Origin of the sequence: Psychrobacter sp. M9-54-1, from assembly GCF_016613355.1 — a bacterium.
Classification (GTDB): Bacteria; Pseudomonadota; Gammaproteobacteria; order Pseudomonadales; family Moraxellaceae; genus Psychrobacter; species Psychrobacter faecalis.
Genome location: NZ_JADGFW010000004.1, coordinates 80,440 through 99,281 on the forward strand (window position 1 = coordinate 80,440; position 18,842 = coordinate 99,281).

An 18,842-nucleotide genomic window follows, 5' to 3' on the forward strand; every position below is an offset into this window, starting at 1 on the left:
TGACCTCATGAGAGAAGAGAAAACATGCCAAAACCTAAACGATCAACAATAACCTTAAGCGCTGTTGGTGTGATTATGCTTATGAGCTTATCAAATGTTGCCTCAGCGAAAAGCGTTAATGAAATTATTAAAGAGTATTACCCTATCTATAATGAGACAAAGCAGTGTCGAGGTATTATTGCTAATGATGGCTCATCAAATGGCGAAGGAACACTTTATCAAAGCGGTTATTGTATTAAGATTGATAGACAATTGAGGGTAGAAACCAAACAAGGCACAAGGTTATATATATCAGTCATTGGTGACATAGGTTTTAATGAAGACGGTAGCGAAGCTTATGGGGCACACGTCTTTTCTGGTCTAGTAGGCATGTTTGTTTTAAAGCCACAAGGTTCAGGCTGGGAGATTGAATACGCTAATCCAGCTATGAATGCAGGTGCTTCTGGTGAAGGACTAAAAGACTGGAAGCTGATACAAGTTGCCCCTGATAAGTGGGGATTTATTAATATTCATAGTGACTCGCATTGGGTTTATTCAGGCTCGGCTTTTATTTTACTTACTCCAGATAAGAGTAATATTAGAAGAAGCTGGATAGAAGCCAAGTATGAACATTTTAATGCAGGATCTGGGTCAGCAGGAGGCTGTAGCAACTCTGATGCCAGTACCTGCACACTTTTGAAGGCTAAACTAAACGTGAATAAAAATACGGTAATCAATGGTTTTTATCCGTTAGAGATTACGCTAAACGGTTTTGAAGAGGATAAGGTATATAAAAATCAAGTCTATCTTATTAAGTATCAACCCCGATTAGGGTATCAAGTACCTAATGATTATCCAATGAAAGATGTCAGTTTTTAAGTGTCGACTTTATTGTTTATATCGTAACGTACATCACGCTGCAGCTGTCGCAAAAAATAACCGTTAAGCGTTTAGGAAAAGATAAAACATGACTAACTTCAAACGATCAAAAATAACTTTCAGCGCTGTTGGTGCGATTACGCTTATGAGCTTATCAAATGTTGCATCGGCAAAAAGCGTCAATGAGATTATTAAAGAATACTATCCTATCTACAACAAGGCTCAACAGTGCCAAGGTATTATGGCTAATAACGGTTCTAGAATTGATGAGGACGTTTACCTAAAAAGTGGTTACTGTATTAAAATTGATAGACAACTAGAGGTAAAAACCAAGCAAGGCAAGCGTTTATATGTGGTCGTCATTGGAGAGGTATCATTTAATAAAGAAGGTGGAAATGATTCTGGATCTCATGCCGATACTGGACTGGTTGGTATGTTTGTCTTAAAGCCACAAGGTTCGGGCTGGGAGGTGGAATACGCTAATCCAGTGATGAATGCAGGTGCTTCTGGTGCAGGACTAAAAGACTGGAAGCTGATACAAGTTGCCTCTGATAAGTGGGGATTTATTAACATTCATAGTGACTCGCACTACAATCAATCTTTTTCTGAATATATCCTCATGACACCAGACTCTAAATCGAGAAAGATTATAGACAGTCACATAGCAGCGGAAGTTGAGTACTATAATGAATCGACAGCGCCTTCAGGTTGTAGTAAAGATAGAAAGGTAGAATATTGCACATTGCTTAAAGCCAAACTCAATATCGATAAAACGACGCTGATAAATGGGTTCTACCCGCTAGAAATTACAGTCAATGGTCATGAGTATAACTATGATGCCTCAAAAAAGAATACCTATAACAATCAGGTCTATACAATAAAATACGAGCCAAAAAAAGGGTATCAAGCACCTAAAGATTATCCATTACAATGATGTTATCTACAGCTAGTTAGGTGTTTCAATAAGAACTACCGGCTCATCATGGTTCTTATTGATGACGTAGCAACTCACTGTATATGGAATTGTGCTAATGACCTAAAACGCCATTTAAAGATAAAATCTCCCCTGCTTCATCTTCTTTGATTACACGTGTCTCTTTTAACGCTGAATTAATCCAAGCTTGTATATGAAGGTTGTTTAACATCGTCACACAATACTGTTTGGTTATCGGTTTTAATGGTATGCCTGAGGCGACCGCATAAGTCTGCAAGCGTAAAACCACAGGTGCGAAAAAAGCATCGGCAGCCGTGAATGCACCAAACAGATAGCTGTCTTTTGAGCGATTTTTTAAACAATCTGCAAAGATATTTTCTATACGGGCGATATCCTTTAAGCATGCAGCGCTTGGTTGTATTTTCGCGGTAGCTCGAATGTTCATTGGCATCTCACTACGAATGCCCATTAGACCTGAGTGCATCTCCGCAATAATGCTTTGGCAATAAGCGCTGTTTATTCTGTTGCTGGTATTGTTCTTAGCATCAGATTTATTCAGACCTGTCCAAACATCTAAGTCCGTCAGATAATCATTGGCATGAATGGCTATCGCTAAAGTATCCCAAACTGTGACCTTTTCATCATTTTCACCATAGACTAAAACGGGTACTTTCCCTGTTGGCGCATGCTCATCGAGAATGGCCGTCGCTGATGGATGAAACAGCTCAATCAGTTGCTCATCAAAATCAATATTAAATGCCTTGAGTAGTAGCCAAGCTCGCAATGACCATGACGAATAATTTTTATTGCCGATGATGAGTAGGGGTTGTTGCATCATAAATTCCTATTAAGAAGTATCAGTAGGAATTTATTATGTATTCAATATTAAATAATAACCAGTCTATAGTTGAGTAGTATATAAAAAAACGCCCATCCAAAGTTTGGATGAGCGTTTTTCAAGCAGTAACGATTATACTTAAATCAGTATTAATCATCTAACAAATCCATACGCTTTGCTGCTTCATAGATACCCGTTGAGCGGTTACCGGTACGGCAAAAAATCAGTATAGGCTGCTCAGCTTGGTTAAAAAAGTCAGCAAATTCTTCAACATGGTTTTGATTGAGCTCGCTACCGGCGAAAGACACTTCTTTATAAGCAAGACCTGCTTTTTTAGCGGCAGCTTCAATCTCAGCACTGGTTGGTTGGTTTGGTTCTTCACCATCTGGACGATTGTTAATAATGGTCTTAAAACCATTTTCAGCAATCATAGGTACTTGATCAGGGGTGATTTGTCCGGTAATACTCACTTCATGGCTCATAAGAGCTCCTTTTTATTTTTTAGCGTAAAAACGAAAATTTTGCGCTTGGATTAAAATATTTCAATAAAGCCTATCTGCTTTCTATAGTAAACCTTGCATCAGTGCACTTTGATAGAGCAATTTGGCGCGTGCACCCGTACCGCAAAACATCAGGATGGGTTTTGGCATGCTGCGATAAAAGGCGGCAAACTGCTCGACAGTCGCCATGCTTAAACGCTCATCATCGAACGGTAAATGCTGATAGTTAAGGTTGGCCTTTGCCGTTGCACTGGTAAAGTCACAGCTATTAGGCTGCGTCTCTGTCTCAGCATCAGGTCGAATATTGAGCACAGAGCGGTAGCCAAGCTCGGCAATCTTGACGCATTGGCTTGGGTAAATTTGCTTATAAATGGTTAAATCATCGGTCATAAGTTTTTCGGTCGCATATATTAAATGGCGTTAGAATTTCTGATGTTTCTAGAGACAGTAAATTTTAAATCTGATAGTAATTTAGCATAACACAGCTTTTATCATATCTATCTTTTGTCACTGATGTTTTGTCACTGATGTTTTGTCACTGATGTTTTCTCAAAAGCACTTTCTGTCAGGATTAAATTTAAGCGAAAAATTGATTAGCTATAAGCTAATTATCTTTTAGCGCATTGACCGCATCCATGGTGCTTAAATAAACCTGCCCTGATAGATGGGTTATGACTGGTGTATGCTCGATAATATCCATCACCGGTCCCTTAATAAAGCTAAAGCTTAAGTGCTTTTTTTGATTCAATAGCTCTTGATTGAGGCTGATAAGCATCTCTTGTCCGGTCAAGTCAATATGATTGACCGCTGACATAATCAGGATAACCTCATGCGCATCGGGGTACTGCCGCGTCGCTTGTATGACGCTGCGATGCACGGATTCACTATTGCCAAAAAACAAGCTCTCATCGATACGCAGCATCAATAAATTGCTAAAGGTCACCACATCATGACGATTGATATTACGAAAATGTCCTGTACCCGCTAGCTGACCGACGACTGCGACATGCGGCTTGCTTGATTGCCAAATAAGGCTAGCAAACGACACCATCAAACCGATGACTAAGCCAGTATTTAACCCAAATATCAGCACCCCGATAAATGCCGCCAAAAAGCTCGCCGCATCTAAGCGGTCGCGTTGCCATGCTGACCTTAAAGTCGCCATATCAATGAGACCGATAATTGACGTCATAATAGTCGCGCCCAAGAGGGCGTAGGGCAGAGGCGCCAATAAATGACCAAAAGCGATTAACGCCGCAATCATAACCAACACAGTGACCAGACTTGCGACTGGCGTTTTGGCGCCTGAGTCGGCATTAATCGCCGTACGTGAAAAGCCGCCAGCAATGGTAAAGCTCTGAAAAAAGCCGCCAGCCATATTGGCCAGACCCAGTCCGGTTAACTCACGATTGGCATCAAAGGTTTCACCGCGCAGGCGTGCATAGTTGCTGGCTACTGAGCTGCTTGAAACAAAGATAATCAACGCCATTAAACCGGCGCTCGGTAATAGATTGAGCGCTTCATGAAAATCTGGCAAGTACGGCAGGGTAAAGCTAGGCAGCCCTTGCGGAATAGTACCAATTGTCGCTACGCCGTGCGTTGTCCAATGCAAACTCATACTTAATATAATGGCAAGAGCAAGCAAAATAAGCGGAAATAGACGCTCAGCCCATTTTGCATAAGAGGCTGACAACCAAGAGCGCCAGACCCATTTACTCGCATAGCGATTAGCAAATAATAGCGTAAATGCCATCACGCCGATGACCAAGGTTAGCGGATGCAGCTGGCGAGCGTACATCTGCATACTCGATAAATAACCAATAAGGCCATTGCCGGCAATAGGAATCCCCGTCAGATACTTAAGCTGACTGACAAAAATCAATACCGCCGCGCCACTGATAAAACCTGCCGATACGCCGCGACTGATAAACTGCATAATCCAGCCAAGCTTCAGCCGGCCCGCCAGCCATAACATCGTGCCAACCATCAAAGACAATAAACTGGCCATTAATATATATTGCTGCGTGCCATCATTGCCATAAGGATGCAAACTACTGGCTGTCATAATCGCTGTAATGGCGACAGGCCCTACGGCTTGGACATTGCTCGAGCCTATCCACGCATATACCAGCACGGGTACGATAGCTGCGTAGAGTCCATAGACCGGCGGCAATCCTGCTAGCACCGCATAACCTAGGCTTTGCGGAATGACAAGCACCCCAACGACCAATCCCGCGATGACGTCAGTCGGCAGGGCAGACAGCTGATACTGACGTAACCAAGCGGGAATCAGACGAGCAGCGATAGAAGGCATAGCGATATGTCATCACGATAAAGAAAGTTAAAAATAATTAAAAACCAAACGCGCAGTTAGGCGTCTGTTTTGGCACAAAAGCGTTCATACAATAACTGCAATACCGATAATGCGTCCTCACTTGCGATACTATAGTAGATTTGCTTACCTTCGCGGCGAGTAGTGACCAGCTCGTCTTTACGCAAGATACCTAGCTGCTGCGATAAACTTGGCTGACCGACACCGACCAAGCCCTCAAGCTCACTGACACAGTACTCGCCTTGGGTCAGCTGACACAAAAGTAATAAGCGATCAGGATGTGAGAGCGATTTTAATAACTGGCTGGCTTGCATGGAGGCTTGTTGCATTTGCTCAGCAAGGTCTTTAGGCGCAAAGTCTGCGACGTTGGCAGATGTAGGCGTGCCAGTGGGGATGGTGGTTGTGCTCAATGCTGAAGTTGAAGTAGTCAGAGCGAGCTCCTTATAAAAGATATAAATAGAAAAGGCAGAGTTTATAGATAAGTTATGGATATATATAGTTAATTATCAATGATATCGCGATTTATAGCAAGTTATCATTATTTACATTATATAAATTGATAAAATGTATAATGATTGCTATAGTGCTGGTATTGATAGGTAGATGCATAGGAAATATAGGCAACACTAGGGATAGATACTATAAATCAGCAGCAAATGCCATAAATAAGCGCCTATTATACGGAACAATACCTTAAAAATTAAAACATTCATATACAAGTAAAGAGGTAGCCATGCAAGTTCATTCTTTCTTACATAGCGACACGGAAACTTACACCCATGTACTCGCGGACGTGCAGCAGCAAGTGTGTGCCATCATCGATCCTGTACTGGATTTTGATGCTAAATCCGGACATACGGATACCGTGAGTGTAGATGAAGTGATAGCGTTCGTTCGAGAGCAGGGCTGGACGCTGGTTTATATTATAGAAACCCATGCTCATGCCGACCATATATCAGCTGCTATCCATGTAAAAGATGAGCTTGGCGGTAAGTTGGTCATCGGGCAACATATCACCGAAGTGCAAAAAATATTTAAGCAAATCTTTAACTTTGATAGCAGTTTTCGTACTGATGCCAGCCAGTTTGACATCTTGACCGATGAAGGCGAGACCTTGACGCTTGGCGGTATTACGATTACTGCCATGTATGTGCCTGGTCACACCCGCGCGGATATGGCGTATCTTGCCGCTGACGATGAAAAAACCGTGGTCTTTGTCGGTGATACACTATTTGCCCCAGATGTCGGCACAGCGCGCTGTGACTTCCCCGGAGGCGACGCCAAAACCCTGTATCAGTCTATCCAAAAATTGCTCGCACTGCCTGACGAAACCATCATGTATCTGTGCCATGACTATCCGAGTCAAGGTCGCAAGCATTGTCCAACCACGACGATAGCCGCGCAAAAGCTCGGAAATATCCATGTCAAAGAGGGTATCAATGAAGCCGAGTTTGTCGAGATGCGCGCGCGCCGCGATGCCACGCTAGAGATGCCGCGCTTGATTATCCCGTCAGTACAACTCAATATCGATGCCGGTCATTTTCCAGAACCCGAAGACAATGGCACCCGTTATCTAAAAGTGCCACTTAATGCGCTTTAGGCAGTCATGCGTTTGATTTATTCATCCAAGATTGATATGTAATTAATAGGCAAAAAATATGCAGACCGTTACGCAATCACAATACGTGCAACGGTTATCTTGATGCTAGTCTATTTATAAGAGTGTTACTAAGACGCCCGCCGCTGTTATTTCTAAAGGAGTTGTATCATGAGTGAGCAAAACTCTCATCTAGTCTGTCCGCATTGCAGTGTCACCAATCAGGTACCTGCAGCGCGCCTTAATGCCGCACCAAACTGTGGCAAATGTGGTCAGCCATTATTAACGGCCACTCCACATGAACTCAATGCGCAAACGGTTAGCAAAGTTATTCAAAAAAATGAGGTATTGACCATCGTTGATTTTTGGGCGAGCTGGTGCCAGCCGTGTCTAATGATGGCTCCGCAGTTTAAAGCCGCAGCCAGTCAGCTGCCGCACGTGGTGTTTGCTAAAATACAAACTGATAAATACGAGCAAGCGGCGGCACCTTATAATATTCGTAGCTTGCCGACGATGGTGGCCTTCAAAAACGGCAAAGAAATCGCGCGCCAGTCTGGAGCCTTACCAAGCGATCAAATCGTACAGTGGGTAAGAAGCTTAAATTCTTAATCTCAGACTGAGTTACTGCTCGTCATGATTACAAACCAAAAAGCCAATATGCTTATCGCATATTGGCTTTTTTTGTAAGAGACTTTCAAAGCTATGAAACAGGTATGAATGATTACTCACCATAAATCTTAATACCATTGGCAAAGCTACAGCGCTGTATACGAGCCGATTGGATAATGGCATCACGCTCACCATAAAGTCGCGATAATTTGGCATCACGGGCTTTGGTATTATTACTTTTACCCACGCCAAAGCTGATATTAGGTGAGATACCCCAACGTCCAGCGGAAACCCCAACGCCGACACCCGAGGCAGCTATGGTAGATTGCTCATTGCGCGCTGCATTGACATAGCGATTGACACGGTTATATTCTTGGCTTAGCGCCTGGCAGTCATAGCTTTGATAAGTGCTCGGTGGCACGTATTGCGGGGTAATATTACCTGTTGAGGCGCAGCCTGAGAGAGCAAGAACGCCAGCTGTGGCGAGTAGTGTTGCTGCAGTAAGAGTTTTCATAATGGCTCCATAAGGCGACGTTGGGAGGTTGATATCTATTTAAGATAGCAAAAAAATAGCGATTAAGATATTGAAAAATATAACTTTTAACGACTCTTAAAATAAATTACCCGGCTTGGTAAAGGCGAGTACCAAGATGCCAACATAGGCGATACCCGCGATAAGAATGCCGGTTTTTCTTTGACTAGGCGTGGCTTTATCATTAAAGGCTTTAATACTGGCACTGAGTGCGGCAACCAATAAGATAACTTTAGCAAATACCCACTGTACTGGCGCATTGACACTCATGAGTTGCACGAGCATGCCAGCCCCTGAAATAATAATGACGGCATAGAGAATATGGGTCGATATTTTTACCGCAAATGGTGGCTTTTTGTTTGCGCTTAGTACCACATAGCTTTGGTATAAAAACAGCGCAATCAACAAGACGGCCATGAGCATATGTAGATGTTTCATTGGATAGGGTTTCCTTTAAAGGTGCCGTTTGCCAGCTTATCTATGTTATTTGGAAATAGCGTTAAGACTAATTTTTGAGACTAACTTTTATTTCGCCCTGCGCATAATGGGCTGTCAGGGCTTTGGCCTTGCCATTCTGTTGGCGTATAAGCATGGATAGCCAAAGCGTGGATTTGACCACCTTGTGAGGTCAAAAGTGGATTTGCTAGATTGTACACGAGCTGATGCCGCGCCACCAAGCGTTTGCCTTCAAAGGCATCACTGACAATGGTCAGTTTAAAATGACTTTCTTTACCGTCGAAATAACCGGCATGGTTCATTGATTCATTCACCAGTTCAATATGCTGTGCTGGCAAGGCTTGCAGTTCCTTATTTAGGGCGTCTGCAGTTGGGGTATGAGTTGTCATAGTATTCCTCGTTATTGTAATGCTTGGCCTTTCAAATGGCTGATGGCACTTATTATAGCAGACCCTGATATTTATACTGCAAGGCTCTACAAAGCCATCTATATCAGTAAAGAGCGGATTATTGATACGCATAAAAAAGCAGAGCGCAACCTTATTACGCTCTGCTTTTATCGTCCATTATTGTCGTCTATTGCTATTTACTATGAATACCATTTGCCATTAAATTTTAACGACGTGCTTTTTGATATAACGGCATTACCTTAGGCATCAATGATTGCAATTGCGCAATTCGGTTGCTGCTGGTTGGGTGAGTACTCAAAAATTGTGGTGGCTCACCTTGACTGGCGCGTTGCATTTTTTGCCACAAGGTAATCGCGGCTTGCGGGTTGTAACCTGCACGTGCCATCAGCTCAAGACCGATTTGGTCAGCTTCTGCTTCTTGCGTGCGGCTGTGCGGACGGCTTAAACCTAAGTCTCCTGCAACGTTAGCAAGCTCAGCCTGACCTTGCGATAGACCAAAAATACTGGCTGCGACACCGATACCCGTTTGCGTGGCATATTGACGCGATAAGCGCTCGCGTGAATGCTCACGTAGGGCATGAGACATCTCATGACCCATAATAGCGGCGATTTCGTCATCGCTAAGATTTAAGCGATCAATGATACCGGTGTAAAACATAATCTTACCACCTGGCATCACAAACGCGTTCAAATCGTTAGATTTAATGGTGTGAACTTCCCACTTCCATTTCGCTGCGTCAGGACGATAGACGCCCACTTGACCAATCAAACGGTTAGAGATATTTTTTAAACGATTGAGCTGGGCCTTATTGGTGTCAAGCAAACCGCGTGCACGTGCTTCTTGAATATTCTTATTGTAGCTTTGCGCTGATAATTGCTGAACTTGTTCACTAGAAACCAAAAGTAGCTGCTGACGGTCAACGCCGACAGCGCCCGTGCTAGTGGTGCTTGAGCAACCAGTCAGGGTCAATGCCGACAAGGATGCCGCCATGATGGTGGTGGTAAATAGCTTCTTCATAAAACGTCCTCGCTGTAAATATATAAAAAAATTAAACAATATTGAAATTAAAACGGTCGCGGTAAAGATAGTTTTTTATTAAAAAAGGTTAACTGATTAAAAACTTGTCATGCCTGCTGGTCTACCGAAACGATAAAGCTCTACCGCAACTATCTATCGTTAGGCATAAGTATAATAATGTTGGCAAGTGAAAACCTAGACAGAAAAAGTAACAATAGGCAGTAGGATTGTAAATACGTTAAGTGCAAGTTTGCTACGCGTTTATAGTAGGCGTCATAAAATTTGCTACGATTTCTAAATATTTTAAATTTATAGCGTTATTATTAGGTATGAAAATAGTAATTGAAATCAATAATATATATGTTTTCTTGCCTTGAAAACCACTCAAAGCTTCAGTTACGGGCTAAAAAATTGAAAAAAGCTATTGACACCTACAGAATATTTGCTAAAATAGCCAGCCTATCGAGACGTAGTCGTTGTTAACAATATTACGATTTGATATTTAGCGGGATTAGCTCAGTGGTAGAGCACAACCTTGCCAAGGTTGGGGTCGAGAGTTCGAATCTCTTATCCCGCTCCAAATATAGCTTGCAAAAGCACTAAAGCCTTACTTCTTATAAGAAGTAAGGCTTTTTTTATATTTTAAATTTAGCACTTAACATTTAAAAGGCAAGTTTGCAGCGCTATTAAAAGCTTATAGATATACTAAAAACCCCTGCCTTATAAAATGCACCCGTTACAAATTACGGATAATTTGTCACACTCATTTAATTTTAGTCGCGCATATTGTCTTTAATTAGTTAGTGCTAACAAAGTAGTTTAAATACAAAGTACGTAAACATAGTAGTCTGTAGCTTATTAAAAATAATAATAACGATGATAAGGATTTTTATGCAAGAATTTCAATATATAGTCAGCTCAAAATAAAATTGTTATGGTTAGGGCAAACATCATAAAACAATTTGGATAAGTCGTTTTCCATCCAGCCTTGGCGTAGAAACTTCACCTGAGCCCATTTTTTCTCCCACTCGAGCACAGCTCTCGTCTTGCGCTCGGGCAAAGCAGTGCTTTGCTTTATCCTCGCTCAGGATTCAGATCAGGGCTGTACGGCGGCAGCCATAAAATACGATGCCCGTGCCTGTTTAGTAGCTTTTGAATGCGTTTGCTCTTATGAAATCTGGCGTTATCCATCACAATCACGCATTTGGTTTTAAGACTTGGGATTAGGGTTTGTTTGCACCAGTTGTAGAATATGCTGCTGTTGATGTTTGTCTCAAAGTAATCAAGCGCAAACAGCATCTTTTCATACAGAGCACCAATAACGTTGGTTCGCTTTTTACCTTGCCAGTTGTAGCTATCGATACAAGGCTTACCAATCGGTGCATAACCATGAGAGCGAATGGTTTCAGCCTCAAAGCCGCGCGCGTATATATATACAATGGGGTAGCCTTGCTGCTTAAAGTGCTCAAGCTTATTCTGATACGCCGCTCTTTTGATCGGACAGGCTTTTGGATGTTCTAAAGTCTTTTTTTTGACTGATGCCTAGGCGCTTTAGGGCATGATGAATGCCTGTTTTACTACAGTTTAAACGACGCGCTCGCTCGTACTGATAATCATCAGGATGTTCTTTGACATCATTGAGTAGCACGTCATCTGGTATTTTATAGGGTTTGGTTTGCCTGGTTGTTTTGCTATGAACACGTCTCTTCCAGTTTTGTATGGTGGTTGGGCTGAGGTTATAGAATTTAGCTGCCTCGGCAAAGGTCATACCCTCGTCTAAGCTTTTTAGTACTTGTTTGCGGAAATCTAGTGAGTAAGTCATGGTCTTTATAATAACAATTGAATTTGTTAATTATTTTATAACATTTTTAAGTAGGATTGACTATAAATCCATGTCGCATCTCCTTATGACTGATGGATAACTTAAAATCATACTAGCAGTATAGTTTTAGAATTTATAGCGACTTAAAAAAACTGCTCAGTGTGCCAAATTGGTTTTATTAGAATTTATCCCAATAAGGGTCATCACCAAAACGCTCGGCAATAAAATCAATGAGATAGCGACAGCGCTGCGACAAAAAGCGATTTTTCGGGTAGACCGCATAAGCGTTTAAAGTGGGCAGTTGGTACTGCTGCATAATAGGCACCAGCTTACCACTGGCTAGGGTTTTATAAGTGATGAAATTGGGTAAAAAAGCAATACCGTGTCCCTTTACCGCCATATCGCGCAAAAAATCGCCGTTATTGACTTTTATTTTTGAATTGATAGCGACTTGATGTTTTTTGCCTTGCTCGTCTATCAGCTCTATCGTGCTAGATTTACTCAGACCGTATTGTAAAAACGCATGCTTGGCCAAATCTTCTATGGTTTTTGGCGTGCCTATTCTAGTCAGATATTCAGGACTGGCACATAAGGTATAACGAATCAGCGCCAGACGTTTGGCTTGATAACTTGAATCTTGCAGCTCTCTAATCCGAATCGCTAATTCAAAGCCTTCTTCGACCAAATCGGTATGGCGGTCAGAAAAGTTTAATTCAAAGTTCAGATTGGGGTGCTGATTGGCATATTCATCGATGACATCGTTTAAGTGCATCAAGCCAAATGACAAAGGTGCAGTCATTTTTAAGGTGCCCTCGATACGTGTCGGCGCGCCACTGGTTTCCTCGTTTAGCGCGTCCACTTCGCTGAGGATATTACTTACCTTTTGGTAATATTGCTCGCCAGCTTGGGTTAAGTTTGATTGGCGCGTGGTACGGCTAATCAGTTGACTGCCCAAACGCGTCTCTAAATCCTTGAGTCGGCGGCTTACTGCTGATTTAGCAATATTAAGTTGCTCGGCAGCCTTAGTAATGCTACCCGCCTCGACAATACGCACAAACATCGCCATATCTTCTAGTTGTCCCATCTTAGCTACCTCCTTACTGTTATTTGGCTGTTATTATTTAGCGGTTAATCATATAAAAAATAAAAGACCGAGTTAAAAACCCAGTCTTTTTATCAATAACGCCAAATAGTTTAGACTGTGTTCCGTATAAAATACGGTTCAAAGTCGTCAAGCCGTCTTATTTAAGATCGGCTTTTTTACTGCCTTCTACTTGAACGACCAGTTTAATGTCTTTCATCATACCGCCATCGGTAAAGGTATTGATACCCCATTTGGTTCTATCAATCGTGGTTTCAAAATCACCACCGCACGCTTCAGCTTTTAATAAAGGACTGTCATAACAGTTAAATTTAGTGGCCGTTAAAGTGATTGGATGCGTCTGACCTAGCAGGGTTAAATCGCCTTTGACCGCTTTGACTTTATCGCCGTCAAACTCCCATTTAGTCGATTTAAAATAAGCGGTTGGGTGTTCTTTTACATTGAAAAAATCGGCAGATTTAAGGTGACCATCAAACGCTTTAATACCTGTGCTCAAGCTGCCCATCGGGATGGTAATACCGACAAAGCCTTTTTTCTCTTTAGGCGCGTACTCAAGCGTACCCGATAGATTATAAAAGCCGCCAGCGTTGGTCGTGGTACCAAAGTGATCGACGAAGAAACGTACGGCGGTATGTTTGGAGTCAAGATCATAAGTTGCAGCGTGACTTAGTGTGCTAAGCAAACCAAGCGTACCGATAGCAGCAAAAGTAATTGCGCGGTTTGTTTTTTTAATAGAATTTATAGTGATCATAAATCATCCTTTTTAGGTAAGTAAGTAGAAGCTAGCGTTAAGTATGTCTTACATAATAACATAATGAGTGTAGCAAAAAATTAGGATATTAAACGCTAAATGGCATCGAAAAATGTTTCTTTCTGTGGCGCTTATCTCTAGCGTCTAATAGTATGGCTAAAATGCTAACTGTCTTAATAGTGAGCATAAATAGCACGTAACGCTATTGTCGTTTTTAATATTGTACCAGTAGAATTGCTATTTGACTGTTCTCTAAAAGAGAACTTATATTTGCGATTATCTTGGTTTATCTGCTATTAAGCAACGACTACAATAATGCCATCATTTAATCGAACAAAAGTCTTTTTGGTAAAATTTTTATAATGATGACTTTTATGTTATTGGAGAATACTTATGGATAAGCTGTAAGAGCTGAGCGCCCCAATTGGTCGCTTATTGTTATCGATGATCTTTATCTTTTCTGGCTTTACCAAAATTACTGGCTACGCGGCCACCCAAGGTTATATGGAATCGATGGGCGTACCGGGTATGCTATTGCCTTTGGTCATTGCTGTTGAGCTGCTTGGCGGTATTGCAATTTTATTAGGCTTCAAAGCGCGCTTGGTGGCGATTCTAATGGCTGGTTTTAGCATTGTGTCGGCGCTACTTTTCCATCAATTTTGGATTGATGAATCACAAATGAACCCGTTTATGAAAAACATTGCCATGGCAGGCGGTTTCTTGATGATTTTTACTCATGGACCAGGCGCATATTCAATTGATAACAGTCATACGCACAGAATCTAGTAGAGTAAATGGTTTAGACAATATCATCTTATAATTATAATCAAGGAGCACCTATGAGCGCATCCATAAACATCGTATTAATTATCGGTAGTTTGCGAAAAGAATCCATCAATCGTAAATTTGCAGGGCAGTCGTCGCGTGCCTAATCCTATCTCTACAGAGACTGCCAAGCTGCCAAGCTTCTGGCAACGTCATCAAACGCCCGTACTTTTAACAGTGGTCGGCGGCGCGATTGATACCATTGGTTTTATCACCTTGTTTGGGTTCTTTACTGCCCATGTCACGGGTAACTTGGTGATGGCGGGTAGTGGCTTGGTAAAAGGTGAAGCGGGTCTATGGATTAAACTTGCTGCTTTGCCGCTATTTATTTTAACGGTTATGGTCACCAAGATATTTATTGACCGCAGTAAAAATAAACAACTGACCTTAAGCCATTTATTTTTAGCAGAAGCGGCTTTTTTGACCGCGTTTATGGTGGCTGGTCTTTATTACCAGCCGTTTGTTGATGCCGGCGATATCACCGTGGCAATCACAGGTGGATTAGGTTTGATTGCGCTAGCAATTCGTAATACCGCTAGCAAGACAGTGATTAAACACATGAGCCCAACGGTATTGATGACTGGAAATACCACCCAACTGGGCATCAACCTGACCGATTATTTGGTCAATCGCACTACTGATAATGGCAAAAAATTGGCACACAGTTCAGTATTGGTGTTTAGCTTTTTAGTTGGTGCGTTAGTCGGTGCACTGCTATATATGCAGCTGAGTTTTTGGGCCGTAGGTTTGTTTGTATTGCCGGTGCTGTATATATCAGTGATGGCACGCGATAAAGAATTCTTAGCGCATATTGCTTAAGGAATACTACCAATAATAAATCTCACCTAAACCATTGCCAATAAAAAACGCCCTAGCTTTATGGATAGGGCGTTTTTTTGCTTGCTGGTTAAGCACTTATGTATCGCTATTTAAGCCTTAGCGTTATGAAATACTGAATTGTCTTGGTACTCTGGATGCTTGTCGATATAGGACTTTACATAAGAACAAGTTGGTTTCACACGCAGGTTTTTCGCCGCTGCATCATCCAAAATATATTTGACCAGATACACTGCAATACCTAGACCACCTAAATCTGCTGGCACTTCGGTATGTTTATATTCGATACCTTTTTCGCCGGCGCTCGTGGTGAAAAATTCATAATCCTCTAAAGCAATTTTGTCATCGATATGAATCTCAAAACGCTTCTTTTCGGTATTATTAATGACTTCATAATGTAATGGTTGTTTATTTTTCATATCTGTCTTTGCCATATCTGACATGGTTAAATTTCCTGATATCGTATGATTAACATTTTCTAGACTTAATTTACACCTGCTCGCGTTACTTTTTTCATGACACTTTTATCGTAACTTTGGCCATAGTAACAGCTCATGCTAGTTGTACTGTTATGAGTATACAGGGTTCTGTTATAAATATATTACCTTACCTTTATGACGATATTGTTCTAAAAATAAGAATAGTCAATTGCGAATATCGTTGTTTATCTGTTAGTAGACAACAATTATAATAGTTTCATTGTTTAAACGAGTTAACGAATGTCAAATTCTAAAACCGTTTAACTTACTAATAATTAAGGATACATTATGAAAACCATCTATCATGCAGCGGATTCTCGTGGCGATGCCAACCATGGTTGGTTAAAAAGCAAGCATACCTTTAGTTTTGCCAATTATCATAATCCAGAACGTATGGGCTTTGGTGCGCTACGTGTCATTAATGATGATTTTGTCATCGCAGGTCAAGGTTTTGGTAAACATTCACATCGTGATATGGAAATTATCAGTATTCCTTTATCAGGCAAGCTCGGTCACGGCGATAACATCGGTAATAAGGGCACTATTGAAACCGGTGAAATCCAAGTCATGTCGGCGGGTACAGGTATTGCCCACAGTGAAATGAACGCCGATAATCATGAGGCGGTGAGTTTTTTACAGATTTGGGTCATCCCAAACAAAATGAACGTTGAGCCTCGTTATCAGCAAATCCGTATGGATGAACTGATGAAGCCAAATGCGTTTAATCAAATTTTATCGCCTAATAGCGATGATGCAGGCGTGTGGATTCATCAAGACGCATGGTTCAGTATGGGCGATTTTGATAAAGGCGTGACAGAGACGTATCAGCTTAAAAATCCTAACAATGGTGTCTATATTTTTGTCATTAGCGGTAAAGTCGTTATAAACGGTAACACTTTGGATACCCGCGATGGTCTAGGTGTTTGGGATACTAAAAACTTTACGATGGATGTCCTCGATGATGCCAGAGTTTTGCTCATGGAAGTACCTATGAGCTTTTGATACTAAATGAGCTTTTAATGCCAAATAATAGACATTAATTTTTATCTTTTGGTCACACTAAATTCTATCTTACATCATAAGAGGTAAATTATGAGTATTGAAACCCTAGAGCCGCGCTTAGCAGATGTGGGCGGCATTCCCATTGCTCGTCTGTTACCCAGTAAAGGTAAGCAGCCAATTGGTGCTTGGTGCTTTCTAGACCATGCAGGTCCTGCTGAATTTAGCGAAGATGAAAGCGGTATGCAAGTCGGTCGTCATCCGCACACCAACCTGCAAACCTTTAGCTGGATGCTAAATGGTGAAGTACTGCACAAAGACAGCTTGGGTAATAAGCAAGTGATTACCAAAAACCAAGTCAACGTCATGACAGCAGGTACTGGCCTTACCCAAGGTATCAGTCATACAGAGCAGAGCGTTTTTCCTGATACCGGTGGTTCGGCAGATGCCGCTCGTGGTCTAAGTATGGTACAACTGTGGATTGCGCTACCGACCGATCAACAAATCGAACGCAGTTTCCACCATTATCCAGAGCTACCGACATGGCGTGAAGATAACGTCGAGATGGTATTGACGACGGGCAGCTATGACAGCGTCACAGGTAAGCGCTATGAAGCGCCAACCATTCAGTACTCAAAAATGGTCGGTATCGACGTTTACTTTTTAGAGGATGGTGAAGTTACGCTTAACCTAGAACCGGGTTTTGAATATGGTATCTTGGTGACAGAAGGACAGATTGAGTCTGAAGGCAAAATTTGTGAGCAAGATCAATTGTTCCGCTTCCACGATAGCGACGTTGCCAATAATAAAAGCATCAAGCTAGTCGCCAAAAAAGGCACCCGTGTGATGTTTATCGGCGGTGAGCCATTAAACAATCAAGTGCTGCTGTGGTGGAACTTTGTCGCCGACAACAAAGAAGAGATTGAGCAATCTATCATCGACTGGAACAACGGTCATGAGCGTTTTGGTAATATCGACTCAGACATGAAACGCTTGCCAGCACCAGAATTACCGCAAGGCTTTAAAGGTTAGTTTGTTTAGTTTATTTTGGTTTTCATAAACTATTAATAAGATATAATTACAAAAAGGAAGTATTGATTAAGGTCAATCTTTCTTATAATACAGCAGATTTGTTGATAGTACGCTTGCTTGGTATTACCCATTAATCGTACTCGTATTCATTAGCTTCTAATCACTAATATTCCTAATAAATAATATGGAGAAAACTATGTCAGACCTAAAAACATTAGAGAAATTGGCAGAAAAACGTCGTTCAGTTTATGCTTTGAGCGATCAATTACCCGTTACAAATGATGAAATCGTCAAGTTGGTTGAACATGCGGTTTTACATACGCCATCGTCATTTAACTCGCAATCAACGCGTATCGCTGTTTTGTTTGGTGACGACCATAACAAGCTTTGGCAATTAACCGAAGATACCCTACGCGATATCGTCGATAACGAAGAGCAATTTGCGGCGACCAAGCAAAAAATGGATGGCTTTAAAGCAGGTGCTGGTACTATCTTGTTTTTTGAAGATCATAGCGTCGTCAGAGACATGCAAGCTGCTGCGCCTTTGTATGCAGACAAATTTCCAATTTGGGCGCACCAAACCAATGCGATGCACCAGTACATTATTTGGACGGCGTTAGCCAGTATTGATGTCGGCGCCAACTTACAGCATTACAATCCTATTATCGATAAAAAAGTCGCTGAAGAGTGGAATATCGATGAGCAATGGGAGATGAACGCGCAATTGGTATTTGGCGCTATCGAACAACCCGCAGGTGACAAGGAATTTAAGCCTCTCGAAGAGCGTATGAAAGTATTTGGTAAATAAGCTATTTTTTAAAATAATTTTAAAATAGTAAGCAAATAAAAAAAGCGCCACTCAATGGATTATTGGGTGGCGCTTTTTCAACTGTGTTAAACGGAAAAGTTAA

General features: G+C 41.6%; 23 protein-coding genes and 1 tRNA gene. 10 read left to right on the forward strand and 14 right to left on the reverse strand.

Annotation, left to right across the window (positions count from 1 at the left end):
- Positions 1-24: 24 nt before the first annotated feature.
- Both IQ457_RS01495 and IQ457_RS01500 read left to right on the forward strand, forming a co-directional pair.
- On the forward strand, positions 25-858 hold the full coding sequence (locus IQ457_RS01495) for a hypothetical protein (RefSeq protein ID WP_200661800.1): 834 nt from the start codon (positions 25-27) through the stop codon (positions 856-858).
- Positions 859-1,003: 145 nt separating this feature from the next.
- Positions 1,004-1,792 (forward strand): hypothetical protein, encoded by a 789-nt coding sequence (locus tag IQ457_RS01500; protein WP_200661801.1) that lies wholly within the window; start codon positions 1,004-1,006, stop codon positions 1,790-1,792.
- 94 nt (positions 1,793-1,886) lie between these two features.
- On the opposite strand, the gene IQ457_RS01505 is transcribed toward IQ457_RS01500, so the two are convergent.
- The 5 genes from IQ457_RS01505 to IQ457_RS01525 all read right to left on the reverse strand — a co-directional run bounded on the left by IQ457_RS01505 (position 1,887) and on the right by IQ457_RS01525 (position 5,872).
- Entirely contained in the window at positions 1,887-2,630 is a 744-nt protein-coding gene (locus IQ457_RS01505) for a glutathione S-transferase (protein WP_242465313.1), read from the reverse strand.
- 149 nt (positions 2,631-2,779) lie between these two features.
- The gene (locus IQ457_RS01510) at positions 2,780-3,112 is read right to left on the reverse strand and encodes a TIGR01244 family sulfur transferase (RefSeq protein WP_200661802.1); all 333 of its coding nucleotides are present in this window, start codon (positions 3,110-3,112) and stop codon (positions 2,780-2,782) included.
- Between the two features lie 81 nt (positions 3,113-3,193).
- Positions 3,194-3,520, reverse strand: coding sequence for a beta-lactamase hydrolase domain-containing protein (locus IQ457_RS01515; protein ID WP_200661803.1), 327 nt, complete (start codon positions 3,518-3,520; stop codon positions 3,194-3,196).
- 214 nt (positions 3,521-3,734) lie between these two features.
- The gene (locus IQ457_RS01520) at positions 3,735-5,444 is read right to left on the reverse strand and encodes a SulP family inorganic anion transporter (protein WP_200661804.1); all 1,710 of its coding nucleotides are present in this window, start codon (positions 5,442-5,444) and stop codon (positions 3,735-3,737) included.
- A 56-nt stretch (positions 5,445-5,500) separates the two neighbouring features.
- Positions 5,501-5,872, reverse strand: a complete 372-nt coding sequence (locus IQ457_RS01525) for an ArsR/SmtB family transcription factor (RefSeq protein ID WP_446737521.1) — start codon at positions 5,870-5,872, stop codon at positions 5,501-5,503.
- 323 nt (positions 5,873-6,195) lie between these two features.
- On the opposite strand from IQ457_RS01525, the gene IQ457_RS01530 reads away from it, so the two are divergent.
- Together IQ457_RS01530 and trxA are read left to right on the forward strand one after the other, a co-directional pair.
- The gene (locus IQ457_RS01530; protein WP_200661805.1) at positions 6,196-7,062 is read left to right on the forward strand and encodes an MBL fold metallo-hydrolase; all 867 of its coding nucleotides are present in this window, start codon (positions 6,196-6,198) and stop codon (positions 7,060-7,062) included.
- Positions 7,063-7,230: 168 nt separating this feature from the next.
- Positions 7,231-7,668: a thioredoxin gene (gene trxA / locus IQ457_RS01535; protein ID WP_200661806.1), complete on the forward strand. Its 438-nt coding sequence runs from the start codon at positions 7,231-7,233 to the stop codon at positions 7,666-7,668.
- Between the two features lie 112 nt (positions 7,669-7,780).
- On the opposite strand, the gene IQ457_RS01540 is transcribed toward trxA, so the two are convergent.
- From IQ457_RS01540 to IQ457_RS01555, 4 genes are all read right to left on the reverse strand, one after another.
- Positions 7,781-8,182, reverse strand: a complete 402-nt coding sequence (locus IQ457_RS01540) for a hypothetical protein (RefSeq protein WP_200661807.1) — start codon at positions 8,180-8,182, stop codon at positions 7,781-7,783.
- Positions 8,183-8,278: 96 nt separating this feature from the next.
- On the reverse strand, positions 8,279-8,638 hold the full coding sequence (locus tag IQ457_RS01545) for a SirB2 family protein (RefSeq protein WP_068407573.1): 360 nt from the start codon (positions 8,636-8,638) through the stop codon (positions 8,279-8,281).
- Positions 8,639-8,718: 80 nt separating this feature from the next.
- A complete protein-coding gene (locus IQ457_RS01550) occupies positions 8,719-9,045 on the reverse strand; it encodes a BolA family protein (RefSeq protein ID WP_200661808.1) in 327 nt (108 codons plus the stop codon).
- Positions 9,046-9,271: 226 nt separating this feature from the next.
- Complete coding sequence (locus IQ457_RS01555; RefSeq protein ID WP_068407582.1) at positions 9,272-10,084, reverse strand: M48 family metallopeptidase; 813 nt, start codon at positions 10,082-10,084, stop codon at positions 9,272-9,274.
- A gap of 505 nt (positions 10,085-10,589) precedes the next feature.
- Between IQ457_RS01555 and IQ457_RS01560 the strand changes: the two genes are divergently transcribed.
- Positions 10,590-10,664 (forward strand) — tRNA-Gly (locus tag IQ457_RS01560).
- Positions 10,665-11,158: 494 nt separating this feature from the next.
- On the opposite strand, the gene IQ457_RS13705 is transcribed toward IQ457_RS01560, so the two are convergent.
- The 4 genes from IQ457_RS13705 to IQ457_RS01580 all read right to left on the reverse strand — a co-directional run bounded on the left by IQ457_RS13705 (position 11,159) and on the right by IQ457_RS01580 (position 13,759).
- On the reverse strand, positions 11,159-11,581 hold the full coding sequence (locus tag IQ457_RS13705) for a transposase (RefSeq protein ID WP_200661891.1): 423 nt from the start codon (positions 11,579-11,581) through the stop codon (positions 11,159-11,161).
- Positions 11,556-11,906: an IS630 transposase-related protein gene (locus tag IQ457_RS01570; protein WP_192529622.1), complete on the reverse strand. Its 351-nt coding sequence runs from the start codon at positions 11,904-11,906 to the stop codon at positions 11,556-11,558. The genes IQ457_RS13705 and IQ457_RS01570 overlap by 26 nt, the downstream gene beginning before the upstream one ends.
- 178 nt (positions 11,907-12,084) lie before the next feature.
- Positions 12,085-12,990 carry a LysR family transcriptional regulator gene (locus IQ457_RS01575; RefSeq protein ID WP_144296697.1) on the reverse strand — a complete coding sequence of 302 codons (906 nt, stop codon included), beginning with the start codon at positions 12,988-12,990 and terminating at the stop codon, positions 12,085-12,087.
- Between the two features lie 157 nt (positions 12,991-13,147).
- Positions 13,148-13,759 (reverse strand): YceI family protein, encoded by a 612-nt coding sequence (locus IQ457_RS01580; protein ID WP_200661809.1) that lies wholly within the window; start codon positions 13,757-13,759, stop codon positions 13,148-13,150.
- A gap of 423 nt (positions 13,760-14,182) precedes the next feature.
- On the opposite strand from IQ457_RS01580, the gene IQ457_RS01585 reads away from it, so the two are divergent.
- Positions 14,183-14,545: a DoxX family protein gene (locus IQ457_RS01585; RefSeq protein WP_446737523.1), complete on the forward strand. Its 363-nt coding sequence runs from the start codon at positions 14,183-14,185 to the stop codon at positions 14,543-14,545.
- A 138-nt stretch (positions 14,546-14,683) separates the two neighbouring features.
- Positions 14,684-15,403: a YoaK family protein gene (locus tag IQ457_RS01590; RefSeq protein ID WP_372396251.1), complete on the forward strand. Its 720-nt coding sequence runs from the start codon at positions 14,684-14,686 to the stop codon at positions 15,401-15,403.
- A gap of 110 nt (positions 15,404-15,513) precedes the next feature.
- Here IQ457_RS01590 and IQ457_RS01595 read toward each other — a convergent pair whose 3' ends face one another.
- Positions 15,514-15,864: a GNAT family N-acetyltransferase gene (locus IQ457_RS01595; protein ID WP_242465315.1), complete on the reverse strand. Its 351-nt coding sequence runs from the start codon at positions 15,862-15,864 to the stop codon at positions 15,514-15,516.
- A 324-nt stretch (positions 15,865-16,188) separates the two neighbouring features.
- On the opposite strand from IQ457_RS01595, the gene IQ457_RS01600 reads away from it, so the two are divergent.
- The 3 genes from IQ457_RS01600 to IQ457_RS01610 all read left to right on the forward strand — a co-directional run bounded on the left by IQ457_RS01600 (position 16,189) and on the right by IQ457_RS01610 (position 18,739).
- Positions 16,189-16,902 carry a pirin family protein gene (locus tag IQ457_RS01600; RefSeq protein ID WP_102076247.1) on the forward strand — a complete coding sequence of 238 codons (714 nt, stop codon included), beginning with the start codon at positions 16,189-16,191 and terminating at the stop codon, positions 16,900-16,902.
- Positions 16,903-16,992: 90 nt separating this feature from the next.
- Complete coding sequence (locus tag IQ457_RS01605) at positions 16,993-17,931, forward strand: pirin family protein (protein ID WP_200661810.1); 939 nt, start codon at positions 16,993-16,995, stop codon at positions 17,929-17,931.
- 196 nt (positions 17,932-18,127) lie between these two features.
- On the forward strand, positions 18,128-18,739 hold the full coding sequence (locus IQ457_RS01610) for a nitroreductase family protein (protein WP_200661811.1): 612 nt from the start codon (positions 18,128-18,130) through the stop codon (positions 18,737-18,739).
- Positions 18,740-18,842 lie beyond the last annotated feature (103 nt).